This window comes from Halomonas sp. MES3-P3E (assembly GCF_002836035.1).
In the GTDB taxonomy this organism is placed as follows: domain Bacteria; phylum Pseudomonadota; class Gammaproteobacteria; order Pseudomonadales; family Halomonadaceae; genus Vreelandella; species Vreelandella arctica.
Genome location: NZ_PJBT01000010.1, coordinates 21,972 through 45,979, shown reverse-complemented (window position 1 = coordinate 45,979; position 24,008 = coordinate 21,972). Strand labels below are relative to the sequence as shown.

Annotated in this window: 20 protein-coding genes; 16 read left to right on the top strand and 4 right to left on the bottom strand. The window is 53.8% G+C overall.

Features of this window, described 5'->3' with window-relative positions; genetic code table 11:
* The 3 genes from CXF87_RS03300 to pgaA all read right to left on the bottom strand — a co-directional run.
* The coding region (locus CXF87_RS03300; protein WP_157826463.1) for a glycosyltransferase at positions 1-256 on the bottom strand (256 nt) is incomplete at its 3' end.
* Positions 253-2,214, bottom strand: a complete 1,962-nt coding sequence (gene pgaB, locus CXF87_RS03295) for a poly-beta-1,6-N-acetyl-D-glucosamine N-deacetylase PgaB (RefSeq protein ID WP_101145457.1) — start codon at positions 2,212-2,214, stop codon at positions 253-255. The genes CXF87_RS03300 and pgaB, both read right to left, overlap by 4 nt.
* Positions 2,211-4,637 (bottom strand): poly-beta-1,6 N-acetyl-D-glucosamine export porin PgaA, encoded by a 2,427-nt coding sequence (pgaA, locus tag CXF87_RS03290; protein WP_101145456.1) that lies wholly within the window; start codon positions 4,635-4,637, stop codon positions 2,211-2,213. The genes pgaB and pgaA overlap by 4 nt, the downstream gene beginning before the upstream one ends.
* A 341-nt stretch (positions 4,638-4,978) precedes the next feature.
* On the opposite strand from pgaA, the gene CXF87_RS03285 reads away from it, so the two are divergent.
* On the top strand, positions 4,979-5,395 hold the full coding sequence (locus CXF87_RS03285; protein ID WP_035586089.1) for a GFA family protein: 417 nt from the start codon (positions 4,979-4,981) through the stop codon (positions 5,393-5,395).
* A gap of 39 nt (positions 5,396-5,434) precedes the next feature.
* On the opposite strand, the gene CXF87_RS03280 is transcribed toward CXF87_RS03285, so the two are convergent.
* Positions 5,435-6,361 (bottom strand): LysR family transcriptional regulator, encoded by a 927-nt coding sequence (locus CXF87_RS03280; protein WP_101145455.1) that lies wholly within the window; start codon positions 6,359-6,361, stop codon positions 5,435-5,437.
* 153 nt (positions 6,362-6,514) lie between these two features.
* On the opposite strand from CXF87_RS03280, the gene leuC reads away from it, so the two are divergent.
* The 15 genes from leuC (at position 6,515) to CXF87_RS03205 (ending at position 23,832) form a co-directional block, all read left to right on the top strand.
* Complete coding sequence (leuC, locus tag CXF87_RS03275) at positions 6,515-7,966, top strand: 3-isopropylmalate dehydratase large subunit (RefSeq protein ID WP_101145454.1); 1,452 nt, start codon at positions 6,515-6,517, stop codon at positions 7,964-7,966.
* A 3-nt stretch (positions 7,967-7,969) separates the two neighbouring features.
* Positions 7,970-8,617: a 3-isopropylmalate dehydratase small subunit gene (gene leuD, locus CXF87_RS03270; protein ID WP_008956190.1), complete on the top strand. Its 648-nt coding sequence runs from the start codon at positions 7,970-7,972 to the stop codon at positions 8,615-8,617.
* A gap of 159 nt (positions 8,618-8,776) precedes the next feature.
* Positions 8,777-9,856, top strand: coding sequence for a 3-isopropylmalate dehydrogenase (leuB, locus tag CXF87_RS03265; protein WP_101145453.1), 1,080 nt, complete (start codon positions 8,777-8,779; stop codon positions 9,854-9,856).
* Between the two features lie 213 nt (positions 9,857-10,069).
* Positions 10,070-11,182 (top strand): aspartate-semialdehyde dehydrogenase, encoded by a 1,113-nt coding sequence (gene asd, locus CXF87_RS03260; RefSeq protein WP_101145452.1) that lies wholly within the window; start codon positions 10,070-10,072, stop codon positions 11,180-11,182.
* Between the two features lie 182 nt (positions 11,183-11,364).
* The gene (locus CXF87_RS03255; RefSeq protein WP_101145451.1) at positions 11,365-13,476 is read left to right on the top strand and encodes a type IV pilus assembly protein FimV; all 2,112 of its coding nucleotides are present in this window, start codon (positions 11,365-11,367) and stop codon (positions 13,474-13,476) included.
* A 9-nt stretch (positions 13,477-13,485) separates the two neighbouring features.
* On the top strand, positions 13,486-14,424 hold the full coding sequence (gene truA, locus CXF87_RS03250) for a tRNA pseudouridine(38-40) synthase TruA (RefSeq protein ID WP_101145450.1): 939 nt from the start codon (positions 13,486-13,488) through the stop codon (positions 14,422-14,424).
* Positions 14,421-15,059, top strand: a complete 639-nt coding sequence (locus CXF87_RS03245) for a phosphoribosylanthranilate isomerase (RefSeq protein WP_101145449.1) — start codon at positions 14,421-14,423, stop codon at positions 15,057-15,059. Before truA ends, CXF87_RS03245 begins: the two co-directional genes overlap by 4 nt.
* A gap of 188 nt (positions 15,060-15,247) precedes the next feature.
* On the top strand, positions 15,248-16,435 hold the full coding sequence (gene trpB / locus CXF87_RS03240) for a tryptophan synthase subunit beta (protein WP_045812255.1): 1,188 nt from the start codon (positions 15,248-15,250) through the stop codon (positions 16,433-16,435).
* A 23-nt stretch (positions 16,436-16,458) separates the two neighbouring features.
* A complete protein-coding gene (trpA, locus tag CXF87_RS03235; protein WP_101145448.1) occupies positions 16,459-17,262 on the top strand; it encodes a tryptophan synthase subunit alpha in 804 nt (267 codons plus the stop codon).
* A 94-nt stretch (positions 17,263-17,356) separates the two neighbouring features.
* Positions 17,357-18,379 carry an acetyl-CoA carboxylase, carboxyltransferase subunit beta gene (accD, locus tag CXF87_RS03230; RefSeq protein WP_101145447.1) on the top strand — a complete coding sequence of 341 codons (1,023 nt, stop codon included), beginning with the start codon at positions 17,357-17,359 and terminating at the stop codon, positions 18,377-18,379.
* The gene (gene folC / locus CXF87_RS03225) at positions 18,372-19,715 is read left to right on the top strand and encodes a bifunctional tetrahydrofolate synthase/dihydrofolate synthase (RefSeq protein WP_101145446.1); all 1,344 of its coding nucleotides are present in this window, start codon (positions 18,372-18,374) and stop codon (positions 19,713-19,715) included. The genes accD and folC overlap by 8 nt, the downstream gene beginning before the upstream one ends.
* Entirely contained in the window at positions 19,702-20,418 is a 717-nt protein-coding gene (locus CXF87_RS03220) for an SPOR domain-containing protein (protein WP_101145445.1), read from the top strand. The genes folC and CXF87_RS03220 overlap by 14 nt, the downstream gene beginning before the upstream one ends.
* Positions 20,419-20,421: 3 nt before the next feature.
* On the top strand, positions 20,422-20,997 hold the full coding sequence (locus CXF87_RS03215; protein ID WP_008956201.1) for a CvpA family protein: 576 nt from the start codon (positions 20,422-20,424) through the stop codon (positions 20,995-20,997).
* A gap of 87 nt (positions 20,998-21,084) precedes the next feature.
* Positions 21,085-22,605: an amidophosphoribosyltransferase gene (gene purF, locus CXF87_RS03210; protein ID WP_008956202.1), complete on the top strand. Its 1,521-nt coding sequence runs from the start codon at positions 21,085-21,087 to the stop codon at positions 22,603-22,605.
* A 12-nt stretch (positions 22,606-22,617) separates the two neighbouring features.
* Positions 22,618-23,832: an O-succinylhomoserine sulfhydrylase gene (locus CXF87_RS03205; protein WP_008956203.1), complete on the top strand. Its 1,215-nt coding sequence runs from the start codon at positions 22,618-22,620 to the stop codon at positions 23,830-23,832.
* Positions 23,833-24,008: the final 176 nt, after the last annotated feature.

The window sequence follows — 24,008 nt, the reverse complement described above, 5'->3', positions numbered from 1 at the left end:
TAACGGCAATAACTTCCATGAACGGGTAATTCTGTTTAAAGAGGTGATAAATGGTCTCATCCACATTGGCCTCTTCGTTATAGCAGGGCAACAGCACAGATACTTTCGGGGCATTTTCATCCCACGTGAAGGTGGTGGGCCAGGGCTGCTTGCGCTCCCAATGAACGTAGAAGTAGATGCCCCCGCATATCCATATGGTTGCCATCAGGCTGGGATAGCCGAGGGTAAAGATGGCTAGGTGGTCGAGTATGTTCATTGGATGGCCCTGAATCGACGTCCGATGGAAAATACCGGTCTCATCACATTGATATCAGGATGGTTTTGATGAAAATCATCCGGGTAGTAGCCAATGTTTTTAATACCTTCTTCGCGCAGTATGCGTACCCACTGGGCTATCTCTGCACTGGGAATGGGGGTTTGGGTGTTCCAATCTTGAGCTTGTAGCTCGAACACCAGTTGGTCAGCGCTCACCTGTTCCAGTGAACGCTGGGCTAGGCTTCTCAGCCACTGGTTGGGGTTCTCGGCTTTTTCCATATAGGGCATGGCCATCACGGCAACGAAGTCGTAAGCCGAGGCGAAATTCTGCATGTCTTGGGCAAACCAACGCTTGCTGCGCGGCTCCATCACCGTGACGGCATACAGGTTGCGAGAGGTCGTGAATACCTTGTTGTCGGACTGGCGATAGTAGTTAGCTGCTTTCTCCAGCTCTAGCGTGAAGTCGGTCAGGTGTTCTCCCTTAAAGCGGGCCCAGGTGGCCATCAAGTTTTCGTCGTTACGAATGGCGTTAATATCGCGGGGTAACGACGCCCGCTCATAGGCGTCCAATGCCTCGGGGTTGGCATCTTCAAAGTCGGTAAAGAAGGCATCATCGTGGAATAGCAGACCGTCAAACTTGGTTAGGCGGCCAAGGTCTAGGTAGATCTCACGAATGGTGTTGCGGTTCTCGATCACATAGGGCGAGAGTCGGCGGTAGTGGTCTGGAGACTCATTACCGGTTCTTACATCTGTGACGTATTGATAACCATCCCCCAGATCAAACGATAGTACCGGCATCCATGCATACACCTTCACATTGGCGCGTTTCTTTAACTGCCAAGCAACCCGGTTGAAAAGGTCGGCTCTTACCGGTAAGTGGCGGTTGGGAAAGTAGAGTTCATCGGCCACACCGTCGCCATCCGGGTCAGAATAGGCCTGAAGGTAAACGGTGCTGACGCCGTAACGTGAAATACGTTCAATTAATCGGTCCAGATTTTGTTCTTGCTGGATGGGGTCCGGGTCATACACGTAATCCAAGTCAACGTGCACAATGCGTTGCTCTTCTGTCTCCCATAAGCGGTTAGAAAGAATCTCCTCAATTGTTTCCAGGGTGGTTTCCTGGTCAATCAGGAAGCGGTTCATGCTGCGCATGGAATCGTTAAGCCGGTTGGGCTCACCGAGTAGGCTGAAGGTGTACTTCATGCCATATTCGGAGGCGATATTGAGCGTCGCTTCACTGTAGGCGCCGTAGGGCCATACCATCACGCGCGGACCCTTGCCTATTTTTTCTTGGAATTGCTGCTGCGTCCGTGCCATATCATTGCGTATGCGTTCGATGTAGTCCGCTTCGCTTTCATAACCATTGCCCGCGTTCCAAATGCTAGTCACCGCAGCTGCTTGCTCATTGCCCATCGGGTTACCGACAGCGCCGTAGTGAAGGTTGTAAGTGTGGGAGGCAATTTCTACCAGTGGTGATTCATCTAGGGTTTTAACTTGTTCCCAGGATAGAAAGCGTTCGCGGGGGAGGTTGATTTTGCCGTAGGGCACTTGTCCGCCTGCTGGCACATCCAGCCAACTGCCTACCACTGCCTGCACCGCAGGGAAGTCGTATAGCTTGAGCAGCGGGAAAACAATATCGTAAAAGCTGCGATAACCGTCATCGAACGTCAGCAGTACCGCTTTTTCAGGCAGGGGTTGCCTGCCCGCTTTGGCATCGATGATCTGCTGTAAACTCACTGGTTGATAGCCGCCTAAGGCAATCAGGTTGAAGTGTTCGACTAGTCGGCCACGTGTAATCGTCTGTGAATAAATATCTAGATCGGGCGTGACCGTGGAGTCCACGACATCGTGGTAGCTGATCATCACATAATCATCCGCTGAGCGTGCGGCTTGAGCCTGCTGAATATTGACGATAACAAGCAGAACCGCGCTCATCATAATGACGCGCCAGAGTGTCATAGGAATCTCCATACAAAACCGGCTGAAATAACGTTGTCGTATTCAGGAACGCCGTCGTAGACGGCTCTTTCGCGGGCGATGCCGTATTCAAAGTTCACGTTGGGGGCTAACTCCCAGCTATGTTGGTAACCAATTGACCAGGTGTTTTCGCTGTCGAAGTCTTCTTGCCAGTAGCGGCCTGAACCTAGGGAAACGGTTTGGATAAAGGACTGCCGGTAATCGATCGGGATCTCATAATTAACTGACAGGACGCCTGCTAAACTGGCATCGCGCTCTGGATTGTAATAGCTGGCTTCAACGTCATCGTTGCGTGATGCAGAAGCTTGAACCCCGCCATTAACCTGCCAACGGTCCAGGTGGTAGAGCGTTTGATTCCAGTAACCGTAAACAGACTGCCGAAGGTTGCTATCTTCAAAGTCCGTGGCCATGACGCCGAGCGCACCTGCGCCGCGCTCATCTTTTCGATAGGCCACTTCAGCCCGGTAGCGGTCGGCATTGATACCGTCCCGCAGCGCCCGCAGCGGTGTATCAGTGGTGTTGATTTCGACACCCAGCGTCGTGGTGATGTGATCCGTTGGGGCGTACTGCAGTTCGGCAAGCGCCAGGAAGTCCTCGTTAAGCTGAGACCCATGGCCTGCCGCCAGCGTTACCGTGGCGGGGTGCAGGTTCCATTCGTAACCCGCCACGTTGTAAGAAGCATAAAGATCCTCATCTTCAAACTCCCCATACTGGCCAATGCGCTGAGCAAAAGGGCGGGAACCGTTGTCATTACGAGGTCCTTCCAAAAGTACTTCATAGCGCCACTCACGAGATGCCTGCGTGCCGCTACCTTGGCCTTTGCTACGCTCGACGGTGGAGCTTAGTTGCGGTGCACGCTGTTCTCGCCACTCGCGGGCCATATCGTCCCGTGATGCGCTTGGTCGTGCGGTTGCAATTTCTGTTGCTATCTCGCTGGTCGTGCCTTTCCATTGGCCACGCTGTAACCGCGAAAGCAAGACACCATGTTCGGCGACTTCTTGCTGATCAGGAGGCAATAAGGACATCGCTTGCTGATAAGACTCCTCGGCTTTTCGTGGCCAGCCTCTGGAGCGTTCGATATCGCCTTTGATGATCCATAAGTAAGGGTCAGCTGGCGCTTGAGCCTGATACGCGGCAAGGCGTTCGCTGGCCTCAGCTTCACGGCCGCGCCAGGCATCAAGTAGCACTTCTAACAGTAATACTTTCTGGTAGTTGGGGTTTTCGATACGAACGGTTTGAGTGAAGTCCAAGCGTTGCTCGGGCTCACTGGCACGCCACTGTTCTAGCAACTTATCCGCATCACGAAAGCGCTGGGCGTCGGTATAGCTGTAGAACAACCCTTCATTAAGCGGGTCGTCAGGGTTTGTGGCCTGCTTGGGAGATTGCCGAATCAGGTTTTCATAAAGCGTGATGGCCTCTTCTGGGCGGCCCATCCCATTAAGCGCATGGGCTCTGGCACGAGCAACGTAGCTGGGTAGCTGGCCGTGTTGATTCTCTAGTCTCACCGCCAGCGCTTCAGCTTCAGAGAAGCGCCTTAATTCAGCTAGAGCCACTACCTTGTCGTATTCGGCAATGGTAATGAGTTCCTGGGGGGCATCCGGTGCGCTCAGAACAATATTCAGCTGTTCTAGGCCGCTGCGGGTTCTTGAGGGTTGGTCAGTGTGAATACCCAGGCGTATATCGGTTACCCCTTCATAATAAGTAAGCCATAGGCGGTCACTATCGCTGAAAACCTCGGGGTTCGTTTCCATAATACGGCGTGCTGCAGAGCTAGCACCCAAGCCTACCGCCAGCCGATAAAGGGCATTTAGTTCACTCGTGTTACTGGGGTCTTCCGCTATCAACGATTGGCGGGCATCCAGTTCTTGTGTGGCATTGGCGGTTCTTGCTGCTAAATAGCCCCTTGCCTCAAGGCCCGCCGTCGTTATACCCGCTACTTGGTTGTATTGCTGTAGAGAGATATCCGCCAAGGTATAATTTTCCATATCCGTATGGACTAACGCCTGCCCTAGCCATCCCTGAGCGTTGGAAGGGTCACGGTAGGTGAGCGCTCGAAACAGTTCCAGCGCCTGATCGTAATCACCTGCACTGCGTGCCGCCCCTGCTAGGTTGGCGAGTTCTGAATCGCTGTAATTTTCTGTTAGACACCAATCGCAAACGGCGAGTGCTTCCTGGTGGCGCCCGGCTCGCACCAGTAGTGCTACCAAATCTTCACGAACACGAATATCGCGTGTTTGGTAATAAAGCGTTTTTAAGCCGTCGATTGATGTTTCCAGAGCTCCCTGGCGTGCTTGGATAACGAATGCTTCGCGTTGCGCATCGGTCGTCGTTTGCCCATATGCTACACCCGACGTTAAGCAGGCGAGCAGGCAAATCGGCAGTAGGGAGCTAGGACGATTTTGCATGGTGATACTCCTACCCAGAAAGCTAATGACCACAGATTTGTAATCAAATGTATATTTCTAGTGTATAGGAGTATCTTTAAGTAAATATTGGAATAAAACGTGAACTTGAAGAGGGATATCATCAGGAAAACAGCTGAGAAAAACCATTACACCCCTATGAGATCGGCCCTTGTGGGGGTGATTAAAGAGGTTGATATCTTTCTCTAAAAGATTTTTTTGGTTCTTAAAATAGTGCCAGTCACTTTTAGGCTATCTTGTGTTGATGAGTTTTCCGACAGCTTATTCATCAGAAAATTCTATTTTATTTACACAATGTTACAAATCTAGAGGGAGCTGTGATAATGGCTATTTCTCATCAGGGAGCTTGTCTCTGCGGCGCTGTTAGCGTCACTCTTACCACCAAAAGCAACCATGTCGGCGTTTGTCACTGCTCGATGTGTCGAAAGTGGGGAGGTGGCCCGATGTTTGCCGTTGACTTTGCAGAGGATGTGGATTTTAAAGGCGCAGAGCATATAGCAACGTTCAGTTCATCAGATTGGGCTGAGCGTGGTTTTTGTCGGCAGTGTGGTACGCACTTGTTTTATCGGTTAAAGCAGAATGGGCACTACGCGCTTCCCGTTGGCCTTCTGGATAGCACTGATGCGTGGAAAATAACCGAGCAGATATTTATAGAGCAAAAACCTGCTTACTACTCTTTGGCGGAAAAAACCAAGCAGCTAACCGGTAAAGAAGCATTTGCGCAGTACGACGAGCAATAATCTTGGTTGAGGCAGTAACATTTGATGAATAAGGCACTTTTATTGAGCCTCTTTGTTCTCCCGTGCTGCCTCTAGCTGCTCAATCATCCGGAGCGCTGCATTGGAGAGCGTTCGATTGGTATGTACTAAATACCCCAGCGGGCGATGGATAGGGGCAGTATCGACGTTAAGCTCTACTAGCTCACTATCGACCATCTTTTCCGGCAGCAGGCTCCAGCCTAAGCCAACGCTGCACATCATCTTGAGTGTTTCTAAATAGTTGGTTGTCATACTGACCGGCAGTTTTAACCCTGCTTTAGTGAAGCGCTGCGCAATCAACGAACCGGTAAACGTTTTGGCCCCTGGCATCACACAATTAAAATGACACAGCGCGGAAAGCGATAACGCTTCTTGGTGAGTGTGAATGTGAGTGTGAGCTTGGGGTTTGGCATGAGAGGCGAGTGGATGGTCAATAGCACAGGTAAAACAGAGCCGATCACGCCACAGTTCAATAACCTGCAGCTGCTCGTGAGGGTGGGGCGCCAGTGTTACCACCGCCATTTCCAGTGTGCCATCCAGTACGCCTTGGTAAGCCTGCTCTGAATCCAAAAAATGAAGATCGAGCTCTACTTCTGGGTGGCGTTGGGTGTACTGCTTTAATAGTGGCGGTAAGCGGTGTAGGCCAATATGGTGGCTGGTGGCCAGGGTGAGCTTGCCGCCTACCTGGCCGGAGAGATTGGCGAGCGCCCGCCGGCTATCCTCAACGCTAAAAAGTATGCGCTGTGCTTGTGGCAGTAGCACGCTACCCGCCTCGGTTAAGGCGATGCGTCGACCAATTCGGTCAAATAGCCTTGTGCCCACCTGGGACTCCAGAGTGGCGATACGTTTGCTAACGGCGGGCTGAGTAAGGTGAAGCTGCTCGGCTGCGCGTGAGAAACTTTGCGTATCGGCCACCGCCACAAAAGCTTGTAAGCTTTGGGTATCCATTTACTTATCCTTAACGTATTCCATATTGGAATCTAAAGTATGAATAACATGAATTGCTTTTATGCGCGAGCCGCGTAACACTCGCTGCATTACTGGTGCGAAGACGCCAGCACAACTAACTAGCAAGAAATGGGCATCGCCCGGGAGAGCCACATGTCAGGCCAAACGCTTTACGACAAACTTTGGAATCAGCACTTGGTGAAACAGCGCGATGACGGCACCGCGTTAATCTACATTGATCGCCAATTGCTTCATGAAGTGACTTCGCCCCAGGCGTTTGAAGGACTTCGCCTGGCAAACCGTAAGCCGTGGCGCCTGGATGCCAACTTGGCAACACCAGACCATAACGTGCCCACTACGATTAAAGAGCGCGCTGAAGGCAACAGCGGTATCAAAGATCCGGTATCGCTGATTCAGGTACAGACCCTGGACGACAACTGCCTTGAGTACGGCATTGAAGAGTTTAAAATCAACGACCCGCGTCAGGGCATTGTCCACGTAGTCGGCCCCGAGCAGGGTGCAACGCTGCCGGGTATGACCGTGGTGTGCGGCGACTCCCACACGGCTACCCACGGTGCCTTTGGTGCGTTGGCCCACGGTATCGGTACCTCGGAAGTCGAGCACGTAATGGCAACCCAGTGCTTGCTGGCGCAAAAAATGAAGAACATGCAGGTACGTGTGGACGGTGAGCTTGGCCTTGGCGTTACCGCAAAAGACGTCGTGCTGGCGATTATCGGCCAGATTGGTACCGCTGGTGGTACCGGCTACGCCATTGAGTTTGCCGGCAGTGCAATTGCTTCGCTTTCGATGGAAGGACGCATGACCGTTTGCAACATGGCCATCGAAGCGGGCGCTCGGGTGGGGTTGATTGCAGTCGACGAGACCACCATTGATTACCTGGGCAAGCGCCCCTTTGCGCCTACCGCAGAGCAGTGGGAAGCTGCCGTGGCAGACTGGCGCAATCTTGTCTCCGACGACGATGCGCAGTTCGATAAAGTGGTTACTTTGCAGGCTGATGAGATCGAACCACAGGTGAGTTGGGGGACTAGCCCTGAAATGGTCACCGGTATTTCGGGTCAAGTGCCCGACCCGCTAGCTGCACTGGATGAAACTGTGCAGCGCAGCCACACTCGCGCACTGGAATATATGGGCCTTCACGCCAACCAGAAAATCACCGATATCAAGTTGGATAAAATCTTTATCGGCTCCTGCACAAACTCGCGTATCGAAGATTTGCGTGAAGCCGCCAAAGTCGCCAAGGGCAAAAAGGTGGCTGACTCCATCAAGCTCGCCATGGTGGTGCCGGGTTCTGGCTTGGTGAAGCGCCAAGCAGAAGCCGAAGGGTTGGATAAAATCTTCATTGAGGCTGGTTTTGAGTGGCGTGAGCCAGGCTGCTCCATGTGTTTGGCCATGAACGCGGATAAGCTGGGGGCCGGTGAACACTGTGCCTCTACTTCTAACCGCAACTTTGAAGGTCGTCAGGGCTACGGTGGCCGTACGCACTTGGTCAGCCCGGCCATGGCAGCGGCAGCGGCGATCGCCGGTCACTTTGTTGATGTTCGCAGCTTACCCGCCAACGACGCCACTCACGCTCAGGAGGCCTAAGCCATGAAAAAATTTGAACGTTTGGAAGGTGTAGTAGCGCCTCTTGATCGTGCCAATGTCGACACCGATTTGATTATCCCCAAGCAGTTTTTGAAGTCGATCAAGCGTACCGGCTTCGGCGTTAATCTGTTTGACGAACTGCGCTATTTGGATGAAGGCCAGCCGGGTCAGGACTGCTCGCAGCGCCCGCTGAACCCAGATTTCGTCTTGAATCAGCCGCGTTTTAAAGGTGCTGAAGTATTGCTGGCGCGGCGCAATTTTGGCTGCGGCAGCTCTCGTGAGCACGCGCCTTGGGCGCTGGAAGATTTTGGTTTCAAAGTGGTGATTGCGCCTAGCTTTGCCGATATTTTCTACAACAACTCGTTCAAGAACGGCATTCTGCTAATCACTTTCCCAGAAGACGTAGTAGATCGCCTGTTTGCCGAAGTGGACGCCAATGAAGGCTACCAGTTGGATGTCGACCTGGAGCATCAGCGCGTCATTACCCCCAGCGGCGAGATTTTAGAGTTTGAAGTGGATGAGTTCCGCAAACACTGCTTGTTGGAAGGGTTGGACGATATTGGCTTGACGCTAAAAGACGAAGACGCCATTCGCGCCTTTGAGCAGAAACATAAAGCCGCGCGCCCGTGGTTATTCCGGCAGTCTGCGTAAGTATTTTTGAGATCTCGCAATGCGTGGGCAAGGGCAGGTCGACGCGAGGGTCTTTCGCCAAGGATGGCGAAAGTAGCGCCTAGGGATGGGTTTACAGCGCCCTCGCAGAGGCCTGCCGTTGACCCTAAGTTATTTAGTTGTAAGTGCTAAGGATTCAGCATGACTCATAAGGTTTTATTGTTACCGGGCGACGGTATTGGCCCCGAGATTGCGGCCCAGGCGGCACGCTTGTTAGAAGCTTGCCAAGAAGCGGGTTTGGATATTGAAGTGGAAGAGGGCTTAGTGGGTGGCTCTGCCTACGATGTCCACGGTGAGCCGCTGCCCGCGGAAACTCTGGAAAAAGCCAAAGCGGCCAGCGCTATTTTGCTGGGTGCGGTGGGTGGCCCCAAGTGGGATAAAATCGAAGATCTTTCCAAGCGTCCTGAAAAAGGGCTGTTGGGCCTGCGTAAAAACCTGGGTTTATTCGGTAATTTGCGCCCAGCCATGCTTTATCCGCAGCTCGCCAGCGCCTCCAGCCTCAAGCCTGAGTTGGTCGCCGGGCTGGATATTATGATCGTTCGCGAGCTGACAGGCGGGATCTACTTCGGCCAACCTCGTGGCATTGAAGTCCGTAATGGCGAGCGCGTAGGTTTTAACACCTATATTTATTCTGAAAGCGAAATTGAACGCATTGGTCGCGTTGCGTTTGAAATGGCTCAGAAGCGTGGCAAGAAGCTTTGTTCTGTCGATAAAGCTAACGTGCTGGAAGTCACCATTCTATGGCGGGAAGTGATGGAGCGTTTGGCGCCGGAGTATCCGGACGTAGAGCTTACCCACATGTATGTGGATAACGCCGCTATGCAGCTAGTACGTGCACCGAAGCAATTTGACGTGGTGGTCACCGGTAATATGTTTGGCGATATTCTCTCTGATGCCGCCGCTATGCTCACCGGTTCTATCGGCATGCTGCCTTCCGCATCGCTCAACGAAAGTGGGCAGGGCATGTATGAGCCTTGCCACGGCAGCGCGCCGGATATCGCTGGTCAGAATGTAGCTAATCCCTTAGCGATGATGCTCTCCGTCGCCATGATGTTGCGCTACTCACTGAATGAAAATGCCCTGGCGGAGCGTATTGAAGCCGCCGTCGGCAGCGTGCTGGATGACGGCCTGCGCACGGCGGATATCGCGTCAGAAGGTATGCAAACCATTGGCACAGACGCTATGGGTGATGCGGTATTGGCGGCGTTTGCCAAGCAGTAAAGTAATGGCAGTGTGACTGCGTTAAGGGCGCCTGGGGCAGGCCGTAGAGGGGGTCATTTGCCAAGGATGGCAAATGTAGCGCCCAGGGATGGGTTCACAGCGCCCCCTCCTAGGACTGTCGCAGGGGTAGCCCTTAACCTATCTCCTGGTTTCAAAATCAGCGTAAAGAAGTGTGTATAATATAGAGACTCATTTTTTGCAGGAGGACTTCATATGTTGAAAGTCGGTTTCGTGGGATGGCGAGGTATGGTGGGCTCTGTACTTATGCAGCGCATGCTGGACGATGGTGATTTTAACGGCATTGAGCCGGTGTTCTTCACCACCTCCCAGGTTGGCCAGCCCGGCCCCGATATCGGTGTAGATGTGCCTCCGCTTAAAGATGCCTTCGATATTGAAGCTCTCAAAGCGCTGGATGTTATCGTCACCTGCCAGGGTGGTGACTACACCAAGCCGGTCTACAAAGACCTGCGCAGTGCAGGCTGGAAAGGCTACTGGATTGATGCCGCTAGCACCCTGCGTATGGAAGATGAAGCGACGATCGTGCTGGATCCGGTTAACCGCAAGGTTATTGATGACCAGCTAGCCAAAGGCGCCAAAACATTTGTTGGCGGGAACTGTACTGTAAGCCTGATGTTGATGGGCTTGGGCGGTTTGTTTGAAGCCGATATGGTTGAATGGATGACCTCCATGACCTATCAGGCGGCTTCTGGTTCAGGCGCTAAGCACATGCGCGAGCTGCTCAACCAAATGGGGCAGTTACACGACAGTGTTGGTGAAGAGCTGAAGGACACCTCCAGTGCGATTCTGGATATTGATCGCAAGGTAACCGCCGCAATGCGCGGTGGCGATTTCCCGATCGATAACTTCGCCGCACCATTGGCAGGTAGCCTGCTACCGTGGATCGATAGCAAGCTGGAAAGCGGTCAGAGTCGTGAAGAGTGGAAGGCCAGTGTTGAGACCAATAAAATTCTTGGGCTCGGCAACAATCCGATCCCCATTGATGGCCTTTGTGTTCGTATCGGCGCAATGCGCTCGCACAGCCAGGCATTCACCATCAAGCTGAAGCACGATGTGCCGTTGGATGAGATCGAAGATCGCATTGCCAAGCACAACGAATGGGTCAAGCTGATCCCGAACGATAAGGATGCGACCATTGCTGGCCTAACACCTGCCGTTGCCACTGGTACGCTACAGGTGCCGGTTGGCCGCCTGCGTAAGCTGCAAATGGGGGGTGAATACCTCTCCGCATTCAGCGTCGGTGACCAGCTGCTGTGGGGCGCAGCAGAGCCCCTTAAGCGTATGTTGAAGATTCTGCGCGAACAGTAATTATTCGCTGTTATACGCTAGTCGAAAACGGGAAGCTGTTTGCAGCTTCCCGTTTTTTTGCGCTGCTAATAATTACGGTAGTGGGAAATACGGCTTTATTTCGTTAAGTTATGATAAAAAAGACGTAATACAATAAGCTTGCATCCATGGTAAAAAAGTAAGTAGGCGATCAGGGATCATTCATGAAAAAGACACTGACATGGATTACATGGCTCTCATTGAGTGCAGTGAGTCCTTTTGCACTAGCCGTTGGGCTGGGGCAGGCGAGTGTCGGCTCGTATCTGAATGCGCCTCTAAATGCTTCCATTCCATTGCTGGAAAGCAGTGACTACACCCTTGACGATATCCGAGTCAGCGTTGCCGAACCGGCAGATTTTGCCGCGGCGGGCCTTGAATGGACGCCTCTAGCCGCAAGTGTTCGTGCCCAGATTGTAGAGCAGCAAGGGCAACGACAAGTGCGTTTAAGCTCCGGTCAAACGATGCAGGAGCCTTGGCTTGACCTGCTGCTGGCGGTTGAGTTTCCGGGCGGCCAGCAATTTCGTGACATCACCTTGCTGTTTGATCCCCAGGGCTATTCCCAACAAGGGCAGGCGCAAAGCGCTGCTCCCAACGCTGCGCCAACACCGAGTAACGCAGCGACTCCTCCGGTGGCTGAAGCCAGATCAGCGGCGCCACCCGTGGTAAGCGAACGTGGAGATGGCAGCAGCGCGTATGTCGGTAGCGGCGATACGCTATGGGGCGTCGCAGAGCGCGTTAAACCCCCTCAAGCCAGCGTTCAGCAGATGATGGTGGCGCTACTGGAAGCCAATCCAGACGTCTTTCCTAGCGGCAATATAAATGATATGCGTGCAGGCCAAACGCTGAGTGTCCCTGATGCTGAGCGAATTTTGGCGCGCTCCCATCTTGATGCTGACGCTGCTATCAAAGCGATGAATGAAGCCTGGCGCGCTCGCCGCAACGGCTCATTGGAGGCAGTGCCGATACCTGACGTTGAAGCAGATACAGTTTCAAACCTCGCTATAGCCGTGACCCAAACCCTTGAGGCTACTGGTGCAACTGGGCCCGACAGCGCGCTTGCCGCGGGTGGCGCTGAAACAAATGAGCGAGAAGCAAGCGAGCCCGCAGTAAACGACCCAACTGCGCTGGAAGAGGCTGCCGACGAGCCCGAGGCGTTGACGCGGGCAGAATTAACCGAGCAGCTGCGGCTAAGCCAAGCGACGCTTCAGCAGGTAATGGAAGAGCGCGCGTTAATGCGTGCCGAGCTTAATGCGCTGCGTAGCGAAGTGGCCTCGCTAACTCAGGCGTTGAGCGATGCGTTGGCTGCTCAAGAGCAGTCACCAGAACCACACATTGCCAGCATGGACGAGATGGGCAGCCCGGGAGTGGCTGCCTTGGTTGAGCGTTATCAGTGGCCGCTCGCGTTAGCTGCCATCGCGCTGCTTCTGGGAGTGTTGGTGTGGCTGCGCAAGCGACGTGAAGAGACCTGGGAAGATGTCCCGCTTGCTGAGCCAGTAGCAAAGCCAACAGTCACGCCTGGTGCTGCACCTAAAGCGGCCTCTAAGACAGCGCCGATGTCTGAGGCTGTTCCTATTGCGTACCCAATCCAGGCGAATGATGACGACGTGGAAGAGCCACATCAACAAAGCGAGCCACAGGTCGCCATCGAAGACGAACCCGAGATTTCTTACACCAGCGCAGCGTCAACGGCGAACTCCGATCAGTGGTTAATTGATGAGCAAGCGCAAACGCCCGAGCAAGATGACACGCTTCGCTATGAAAACAGTTATGAAACAAATTATGAAAATAGCTATGAGAATAGTTATGAAAAAAGCCAGGCATCCGGGTTGGCTGAGCAGGGGCGTCAGCGTCGCTTAGGTCTGCATGTTGCCCCCGATAACGGTTCTGATCACTTGTCATTAGCGCCGCCACTAAGCCCAGCGCCCATGCGTTTGTTGCTGGCTTCTCTCAGTGCTGACTTAAAATCGGCTGAGCCAGCGGCACCTGTTGATCATGTACAGCCAACCGAACGCGCCCCCAAAGGGTCTGAGGATGCCGAGCACCGCTTCATCGATTACCACCCGCCCACTTTAATGAACACGCCAAGTAGCCAAGAAGCCCTGCGTACCGAAACCCCAATGCAGCCTACGGTAGAGTTCGCCAGTCAGCCTGACGCCGAACCTGTTTCGCCTGCGAAACAACCTCGTCGGCCGATTGAAGAGGAGTGGGAAATTGAAGAGGTAGCATTCAAGCCGCGAGGCCTGGATAATAGCGAACCTTCAAAATCTTCAAAATGATGTGGCTTGATGACGCTGTTCTATCACTTCGATGAGAAAATTCCGCTTACGGGTCGTTTGGCAATGGGTATCGAGTACGACGGTACCCATTACTGTGGCTTTCAGCGCCTTAAGCACGCCGCATCTGTTCAGGCTTCGCTAGAGGCAGCGCTGGCCAAGGTGGCCAATGAACCTATTAGGGTGCACGCCAGTGGGCGCACCGATTCTGGGGTGCACGCCACTCGGCAAATTGTCCATTTTGATCCGCCAGTAGGGCGCTCCGAAAAAGCCTGGATTTTTGGTGCCAACACCCAGTTACCTCGCGACATAGCCGTGCGCTGGGTGAAACCAGTGGGCGACGACTTTCATTCACGCCTGTGCGCCCTGGGGCGCCGCTACCGATACGTCTTGCTGAACCAGATTAGCCGCCCCGTACTGGAGCGCGCCAATGTGACCTGGTGCCGAGATCCGTTAGACGCCGATGCCATGCATCGAGCCGCTCAGGCGCTGGTAGGGGAGCACGATTTTTCGAGCTTCCGTGCCGCTGGCTGTCAATCAAAAACCCCCTGGCGGCATATGCACTTTGTCGACGTAAAGCGCTACGGCCAGCTAGTCATGATTGATATTCAAGGAAATGCGTTCCTGCACCATATGATCCGCAATATTGCCGGTGCGCTGGTGAGCGTTGGCCGCGGTGCTCAAAAAGAAGCCTATATTGGTGAACTTTTAGCGCTTCAAAACCGTCGCAAAGGCGATGTCACGGCGCCCGCCTGCGGGCTGCATTTTGTTGATTCGGTATACGATGAGCGCTTTGATTTGCCTAAGGAGCCTTTAGGGCCGCAATTACTCGCATTTACCGGCGAGTGGACAGGTGAGCGTGAGCTTCCCGATACGCCACGGGTTGCCTATCGTCGAAACCGGTCATTAAGCAACCGGGCCAATAGTCCTGAACAGGAGGCGTCTTCATGAGTGATATGCCCCGAACCCGAACACGCATTAAATTCTGTGGTTTTACCCGCGGCGAGGATATTGATCGTGCCGTGGCGCTAGGGGTGGATGCCTTAGGCTTTGTGATGTGGCCGAACAGTGCCCGTAGTGTGGATGTCGAACAACTGGCGGTGCTTTCAGCGCGCGTGCCGGCATTTGTGACCCGCGTAGGGCTGTTTGTAGATCAGGATGATGAGCTGATTGAGCGCTGTCTGCCCTATTTAGATATGCTCCAGTTTCATGGCAGCGAAACGCCTGACGCCTGCCAGCGCTTTTCGCTGCCCTGGATGAAAGCGCTACGCATGCGCGATGAAATAGATTTAGCGTATGAAGCTGAACGCTATCATGGAGCTCAGGCGCTGCTGTTAGATGCTTACCGGCCCGGAGTGCCGGGGGGCACAGGGGAGACCTTTGATTGGTCGAGAATCCCCGCAAATCTAGCAAAACCTGTTATCCTCGCCGGTGGGTTGAGTGCTGATAATATCGCTGACGCTGTGCGCCAAGTAGCGCCTTATGCAGTGGATGTCTCCGGTGGTATTGAAGCCTCCCACGGCTGTAAAGATGCCGATAAGATGGCGTCTTTCGTTCGTCATGTGGCATTAGCCGACGCCTGTTAGCGCTCTTTGCGCACGTTTAGATAGACGCAGTTCATGTATGTTGCCTATGGGTATTTTATCGAGCTACGTTGTTAAGTTGATTCATTTATTGGTTGCCTGTTCTGGCGATCTTGTGAGGTGTCTCTGTGACCGCTTCTGAAACCGTTTCTAACACTGTGCTGAAAACAAAGTTCAGTGACCTGACCCGAATGCCGGATGCCCGTGGTCATTTTGGCCCCTACGGCGGTCGGTTTGTGTCAGAAACCCTCAGCTTTGCTTTGGAAGAGCTGGAAAAAACATATTTCAGCTTACGTGATGACCCCGACTTCCAAGCTGAGTTTGACTATGATCTTGCCCACTATGTGGGGCGCCCGTCGCCGCTTTATCATGCCAAACGCTGGTCGGAAAGCCTTGGTGGCGCACAGATTTGGTTGAAGCGGGAAGACCTGAATCACACCGGCGCTCATAAGGTCAACAACACCATCGGCCAGGCGCTACTGGCAAAGAAAACCGGTAAGCCACGCATTATTGCTGAAACGGGGGCGGGTCAGCATGGCGTTGCCTCGGCCACTGTTGCTGCTCGCCTTGGCCTTGAATGCGATATTTATATGGGGGCGGAAGACGTCCAACGCCAGAAACTAAACGTCTATCGTATGCGCTTACTGGGCGCACGGGTGATTCCGGTAGAGTCCGGTACGCGTACGCTTAAAGATGCCATGAACGAAGCGCTGCGTGACTGGGTCACCAACGTTGATAACACTTTCTATATCATCGGTACCGTGGCTGGCCCACACCCTTATCCGCTGCTCGTACGTGATTTTAACGCGGTCGTGGGCCGTGAAGCGCGTCGCCAGTCGTTGGAGCAGATCGGCCGTTTGCCAGATGCGCTGATTGCCTGTGTTGGGGGCGGCTCGAATGCCCTGGGGCTGTTCTATCCGTTCGTTGAAGATGATGACGTTGCTATGTACGGCGTAGAAGCCGGTGGCGATGGGGTTGAAACGGGCCGCCACGCGGCACCGCTGGCGTCCAACGCCCCGCGCGGTGTGCTGCACGGTAACCGCACCTATTTAATGTCCGATGAAGCTGGTCAGGTGTCAGACACTCACTCTATTTCAGCTGGCCTGGATTACCCGGGCGTAGGCCCGGAGCACGCCCTGTGGAAGGATGTTGGCCGTGTTAAATATGTGGTGGCTAACGACAACGAAGTGCTGGAAGCGTTTCGTGAGTTGACGCATATGGAAGGCATTATGCCCGCTCTTGAGTCGGCGCATGCGCTGGCCCATGCCAAGGTATTGGCACCTACCATGCGTCCGGACCAACATATCGTGGTCAACCTTTCTGGGCGTGGCGACAAAGACATCATGACCGTTGCTAAGATTGATGGCATCGAATTTTAAGGTCAGCTTTTTTAAGGGCGAGCATGAACCGTATTGATCAGCGTTTCAGTGAACTTAAACAGCAGGGCCGCAAGGCTCTGATCCCTTACATCACCGCAGGGGACCCAGCACCGCAGTATACGGTGGGCTTTATGCACGCACTGGTAGACGCCGGTGCCGATGTCATTGAGCTTGGCGTGCCTTTTTCCGACCCAATGGCCGATGGCCCAGTGATTCAGAAAGCCTGTGAACGTGCGTTAAAGCAGGGCACCCGACTGGTTGACCTGATGCAAATGGTCAAAGAGTTTCGCCAAACCGACACCACGACGCCGGTCGTGTTAATGGGATATTTAAATCCTATTGAGCGTATTGGTTACGAGAACTTTGCTGACCAAGCTGCCAGTGTCGGCGTCGACGGCGTGTTGATTGTCGATATGCCGCCGGAAGAAGCCGATGAAATTGGCCCATTGCTGAAATCTCGTGATTTAGCGGCGATTTTTCTCGTTGCGCCTACCACTTCTAACGAGCGTGCCGCTACAATATGCGCCCATGGCGAGGGCTACTTATACTATGTTTCGCTGAAAGGCGTGACAGGCGCCGCCACCCTGAATGCCGAAGACGTAGCCGAGCACTTGGCTCCACTGCGGGGGATGACCGATTTGCCGCTTTGCGTTGGTTTTGGCATTCGTGATGGCGTTACGGCCGCGGAAGTGGCTAAAGTCGCCGATGGTGTAATTGTCGGTAGTGCCTTGGTTAACCGTATCGCCGAAAGCTTGGATGCGCCGGAAACCATTGCGGGCCAGTTGAAAAGTGTATTAGCAGAAATGCGTACGGCGATGGATGCCTAAAGCTAAATGCTTTATCGCCTATACTTAACAGTTTGACGACACTCATCAAGCCTGGTTTTGCCAGGCGTTGACGTATAACGGAAGCCTTTTTGATATGAGCTGGTTAGACAAGATCGTACCCTCCATGGGTCGTATCCAGCGTAAAGACCGTCGCGCTAGCGTTCCCGACGGCCTCTGGCGTAAATGTCCCAAGTGCGAAGCGGTTCTCTATCTTCCTGAGTTAGAGAAACACAATAGCGTCTGCCCCAAGTGCGATCACCACCTGCGCTTGACGGCACGTAAACGCTTGGACTGGTTCTTGGATAAAGCAGGACGCGAAGAGATCGCGGCGGAAATCGAACCCAATGATCGATTGAAGTTTCGCGACTCTAAAAAATACAAAGACCGCCTGACTGCAGCGCAAAAAGATACCGGTGAGAAAGATGCACTGGTGGCCATGCGCGGTGAGCTGGACGGTTTGCCGGTAGTAGCGGTTGCCTTTGAGTTCACCTTTATGGGCGGCTCAATGGGGGCGGTGGTAGGCGAGAAGTTTGTGCGCGCCGCTACGCTCGCACTGGAAGAGAATATTCCACTGGTGTGTTTTGCAGCTTCGGGCGGTGCGCGTATGCAGGAAGCGCTCTTCTCGTTGATGCAGATGGCCAAAACTTCTGCGGCGCTTGAGAAGCTCAAGCAGGCGGGAGTGCCGTATATTTCAGTGCTTACTGATCCTGTCTTTGGCGGCGTTTCAGCCTCGTTGGCTATGCTTGGTGATTTAAATATTGCCGAACCCAATGCATTGATTGGCTTCGCTGGCCCACGGGTCATCGAACAAACGGTGCGTGAAACTCTACCAGAAGGGTTCCAGCGCAGTGAGTTTCTGCTTGAGCATGGCACTGTCGATATGATCGTTCATCGTCATGAAATGCGTGCCCGCGTGGGCAGTGTGCTGCGTAAACTGACTCATCACGATGCTACGCCAGTTAGTTCGTTGTCGACGGATGATGCGGACGTTTCAGAACCTATCGTCGAAGAGGCAGCGTTAGCGGACACTGCTGACGTCACTTATGAAAGCATTGAGCCAGCTAAGAAGGACACTTCCTCTACCGCTAAGAGTGACGACCATACACGCAATGCCTGATTCTTTGCAGCCAGACTCTTTGTCGCCCTTGTCTTTAAACCAATGGCTTCAACATTTGGAAACGTTGCACCCGGTCGGAATCGATATGGGCCTGGAGCGAGTTTCCAAAGTGGCAAAGCGTATGAGGCTGCTTTCAAGCCCGATTGCTCCCCGCGTTATTACCGTGGCGGGAACGAATGGCAAGGGCTCAACCCTTGCCATGATCGAGAGCATTGCCCGTGCCCACGGTTGGCGGGTGGGTACCTATACGTCACCCCACTTATTGCGCTACAACGAACGCGTCAAAATCGACGGTCAGGAAGCTGAAGATCAACTGCTCGTAGAAGGTTTTGAGCACGTTGAGCGAGCACGCTTGCAGGATGATGAAATCAGCCTGACCTATTTTGAGGCGGGCACACTGTGTGGGCTGTGGTGCTTGGCCAACGCAGAACTTGATCTTGCGGTACTTGAAGTAGGTCTTGGCGGTCGGCTTGATGCGGTCAATATCATTGATGCAGATGTAGCCATCGTCACCACGATTGCTCAGGATCATGCTAACTTTTTAGGCACCGATCTGGCTCAGATTGGGCGCGAAAAAGCCGGTATCTTCCGTGCTGGTAAGCCAGCCATCTTAGGCAGTCAAGCGCTACCTGTAAGCGTTTCCGAATGCGCGCAGTCGTTAGCAGTGCCTAAGTTTGCATTAGGGCAGCAGTTTACCCACCAAACCATGGGTGAAGAGTATTCCAATTGGCGCTGGCAGGGGCAGCAAGCGGATGGCACAAGCATCGTCGTTGACGCGCTTCCTGACCCTGGGCTACCTATCGATAATGCGGCGACTGCATTACAAGCGCTCGTACTTGCCGGAATGGCGTTGGTGCCCGCTCATGTAAAAGTAGGGCTCGCAACGGTGCAACTGGCTGGGCGGCTACAATGGATTGGTCCATGGTGCCTGGATGTTGGGCATAATCCGCATGCCGCCGAGTACGTCGCTCGCCACTTACCGTCACCGCCCGAAGGGGGCCAGCAGTGGGGCCTTATCGGCATGTTGAATGATAAGGATATTGACGGTGTCATACAGGCATTATCAGCCCGCATCAGCGATTGGGTATGCGTGTCGCTGACAGGCGAACGAGGTTGCCTGGCAAGTGAGTTGTCGCAACGTATTATAGCTCAGGGAGGGCGGGTGCACTTTTGCGCAGAGTCGCCGCACGCTGGCGCCGATTGGCTCGCTAAGGTGTTAACGCCCAATGATCGTGTCTTGGCCACCGGGTCGTTCTTTACTGTAGCGGCACTGCTAGCTCGGCCACTGCCAACAGGCGCCGCGTCGCTTGATGGAGACGGAAATGAAATACGGTAAAACTGAACGCATTAGCGGTATTGTAATTTTGCTCGCGTTGCTGGCGATCTTTGTGCCGTGGCTAATGAGTGACCCCGCACCCCGAGAAGAGCGTCCCCAGCCGAGCTTTGTCATTGAGCAGCCGGTAGAGGTGGAGCGCCGTAATGTACCCGCGCCAGAAAGGCCCTCAACCATTGATGAGCCTGCATTATCTTCAGTACCCAGTGAAGAGAGTGATGACGGCTCTATTCCTATTGATGCCAACCCGCGAGCGCCGCAAACCGATCAAATCGCTGCTTCAAACCCGTCGCCTTCTAGTACTGAAGCGGCAGGCTCCAATGAGCCCGACGAGGCGCCGACTGTTCCTGATAGTGACCCCATCGCTGATTTAATTGCCTCGAACAGTGGCAGTGGTCAAAGCAGCGCTGGAAGCGAGTCACAAAGCTCATCACAAAGTTCTTCACAAAGCGCTTCTAGTCCTTCTTCCACCGCTCAAGGGGAGTGGGCGGTGCAAGTGGGCAGTTTTGGTGAACCAGCGAATGCCCAGCGACTTAGTGCACAACTGTCAGAAGAGGGGTTTAGCGTTTATCAACGTGAGCGTGATAACAATATGACCACTGTATTTGTTGGCCCTTATGCCACCTCCGAAGACGGTGAATCCGCCATGTCCTCGATCAAAGAACGCGCCAATGTTCAGGGCCTTCTTGTTCGAGTAAGAGACTAAACCATGGCGTTAACATGGATTGATGCGGTGTTCTTGGCCGTGCTGGCGTTATCGATGCTAGCCGGTTTCGTAAGAGGGTTTGTACGCGAAGCATTAGGATTGGCCGCCTGGGTCGTCGCGTTAATGGTGGCTCGGGTGCTTGCCGAACCGGTGGCGGAACTGATGAGCGGGTTTATTGAAAGCTTTGATGCCCGCCTTGTGCTCGCTTTCGTGCTGGTAATTTTTGCCGTCATTTTACTGTGTGGCATTGTGATTCGTTTAGTGCATGCCGCGGTTGAGTGGGTGGGCATGGGGCTTTTGAACCGCGTGGCGGGGGCCGCTTTCGGTGTCGCCCGCGGGGCGGTTGTTTTGCTTGTGGCGACGGTGCTGATTACGCTCACCCCGTTATCTGAGCTACAGGCGTGGCAACAGGCGGAGCTGCGCCCGACCTTTATCCAACTGCGCGATTGGGCGGTGAGTCAGTTAAACCAGTGGGATCGCGAGCTGCCTGATGCGCCGTCGTCACTACGAGACATTTCTCTGCCTGCGTTGCGCCTGCCGGGTGCAGCGGAACGTGAAGTTATCCCGACAGGTGATTGACCTGTTACTGAAGTCGATTCTACGAACGTACGGGCTTGCTTAGGTAAGTGACTTAGGTAAGCCATGGCATTAAGCGAGGTAACGTGAATGTGCGGTATAGTGGGCCTTCTAGGCAAACAGGCGGTAAATCAGGGAATCTACGATGCCCTGACCGTACTTCAGCATCGTGGCCAGGACGCTGCTGGCATGATGACATGGAGCGAGGGACGCTTCTTACTGCGCAAGAGTAACGGACTGGTTCGTGACGTATTCCACACCCGCCACATGGCTCGCCTGAAAGGCAACCTGGGCATTGGTCATGTACGTTATCCGACGGCAGGCTCTTCAAGTGAAGCAGAGTCGCAGCCGTTTTATGTCAACTCGCCTTATGGTATTGCGCTGGCGCACAACGGCAACCTGACCAACTCCGAGCAGTTGAAACAGGAGCTATTCTCGACCGATTTACGCCACATCAATACCAGTTCCGATTCTGAAGTGCTGCTCAACGTATTTGCCCATGAGCTGGGCAAGCAAGGCTTACATCTGGAAGCGGAAGATATCTTTGATGCCGTGCGTCGCGTTCACCGTCGCTGTAAAGGTGGCTATGCCGCCGTGGCGATTATCAATGGCTTTGGCATGGTGGCGTTCCGCGACCCCTTCGGTATTCGCCCGGTGGTCTTCGGTACCCGCGAAGAGGAAAACGGTCAAGCGGTCATGATCGCCTCCGAATCCGTTGCGTTGGACGTCGGTGGCTTTGAGCTTGAGCGTGATCTGTCGCCTGGTGAAGCTATTTTTGTCGATATCGAAGGCAATATTCATACTCAAGTCTGTGCTGATCGTCCGCTGCTTCGCTCGTGCATTTTTGAACACGTTTATTTAGCGCGCCCAGACTCGTTGCTAGACGGTGCCTATGTTTACGGTACCCGGATGCAGATGGGCCGTAAGCTGGGGGATCGAATCCTCAATGAATGGCCGGATCACGATATTGATGTGGTCATTCCTATTCCCGATACGTCGCGCACCTCTGCCCTCGAAATGGCACAGCACCTTGGGGTGACCTATCGCGAAGGGTTTATGAAGAACCGCTACATTGGCCGTACCTTTATTATGCCGGGGCAGACTCAGCGGAAGAAATCGGTACGTCAAAAGCTCAACGCTATCGACGTTGAGTTTAAAGGCAAGAACGTGCTGCTGGTGGATGACTCCATCGTGCGCGGCACGACCTGTAAGCAGATCATCCAGATGGCGCGTGATGCCGGTGCCCGTAAGGTCTATTTTGCCTCGGCGGCGCCGCCGGTTCGCTTCCCCAATGTGTATGGCATCGATATGCCCGCCGCGTCTGAGCTGATTGCCCATGGCCGTAGCGAAGAGGAGGTCGGTGATTTAATTGGGGCTGACCGCATCTTCTATCAAAACCTGGAAGATCTAAAAGCGGCGTGTCGTGAAGTGAATCCTGAAATGGAAGAGTTCGATTGCTCGGTGTTTGACGGCAACTACGTCACCGGCGATATCGACGACGCTTATTTGGCCGCGCTTGAAGCTAGCCGTAATGATTCTGCCAAGGATCAGAGCGCTGGCGATCACGCTCTTGTCGATATGCACAATCAAGACGATGACCTGGACGATTAGGAGTGAAGCCTTATGCATGATGACAATCATCAGGAAGACGGTCACCAGGATGAATGGTCATTAGAGACACTGGCGATCCGGGCAGGCCATCAGCGCACCTTTGAGCAGGAGCACTCGGAGCCTATTTTTCCGACCTCGAGCTTTGTTTATGAAAGCGCTGCAGAAGCGGCGCGTAAGTTCGGTGGCCAAGAGCCTGGTAACGTTTATTCGCGCTTTACCAACCCGACAGTGCATACCTTTGAGCGTCGCCTAGCGGCGCTTGAAGGCGGCGAGCGCTGTGTTGCCACCAGTTCGGGCATGTCGGCCATTCTGTCGACAGCGTTGGCATTGCTTTCCGCAGGGGATGAAATTGTGGCCTCCCGGTCGCTATTTGGCTCAACGGTTAGCCTGTTCGATAAGTATTTAGGCAAGTTTGGTATTACCACGCGTTATGTCGAGCTTTCCAATGCCGCTGCATGGGAAGCGGCGATCACGCCCAAAACGCGTCTATTGTTTGCCGAAACGCCCTCGAACCCGCTGTCTGAAATTGCCGATATTCCGGCCCTGGCCGCGTTGGCCAAACGTCACGACGCGCTGCTGGCAATTGATAACTGCTTCCTCACACCGGCCCTCCAGCAGCCGTTGGCGCTAGGTGCTGACCTAGTCATCCATTCGGCGACTAAGTATTTGGATGGGCAGGGCCGTGCCATTGGCGGGGCAGTAGTGGGGAGCCATGCGCTGCTTGAAGAAGTGTTCGGTGTGGTACGTACCTGCGGCCCGTGCTTGAGCCCTTTCAATGCCTGGATATTCACCAAAGGGTTGGAAACACTATCACTGCGTATGAAAGCGCATTGTGAAAATGCCTTGATCCTTGCCCGTTGGTTAGATGCACATCCGGCAGTGAACCGCGTGTTCTATAGCGGCCTGGAGGATCATCCACAGCACGCCTTGGCCAAACAGCAGCAAAAGGGGTTCGGCGCCGTATTGGGCTTTGAAGTGAAGGGCGGTCAGGAAGGCGCGTGGCAGGTAATTGATGCGACTCGCATGCTTTCGATAACGGGTAATTTAGGTGATGTTAAAACCACGATTACCCACCCGGCCACCACTACCCATGGGCGTCTTTCTGATGACCAAAAGGCCGCTGCCGGTATCGCCCCTGGCTTGATCCGAGTCGCGGTAGGGTTAGAAAGCCAGGAAGACATTCAGCGTGATTTAGCCCGTGGGTTGGATGCCCTGGCTGCGAGTTAACTAGCCGCTTGATAAGCAAAACCGGCCCAGCAGTAGGCCGGTTTTTTTCTGCGCCAATCTCAATCAGCACGCTATCTTCAAACAGTGGTTTTTACGAATGATGTGTTCTGCTTTTTTCAGCGGTTCCTAACGCGGTTACACGATATGCTTGCGTTGTTAACGTATTCGCTAACGGG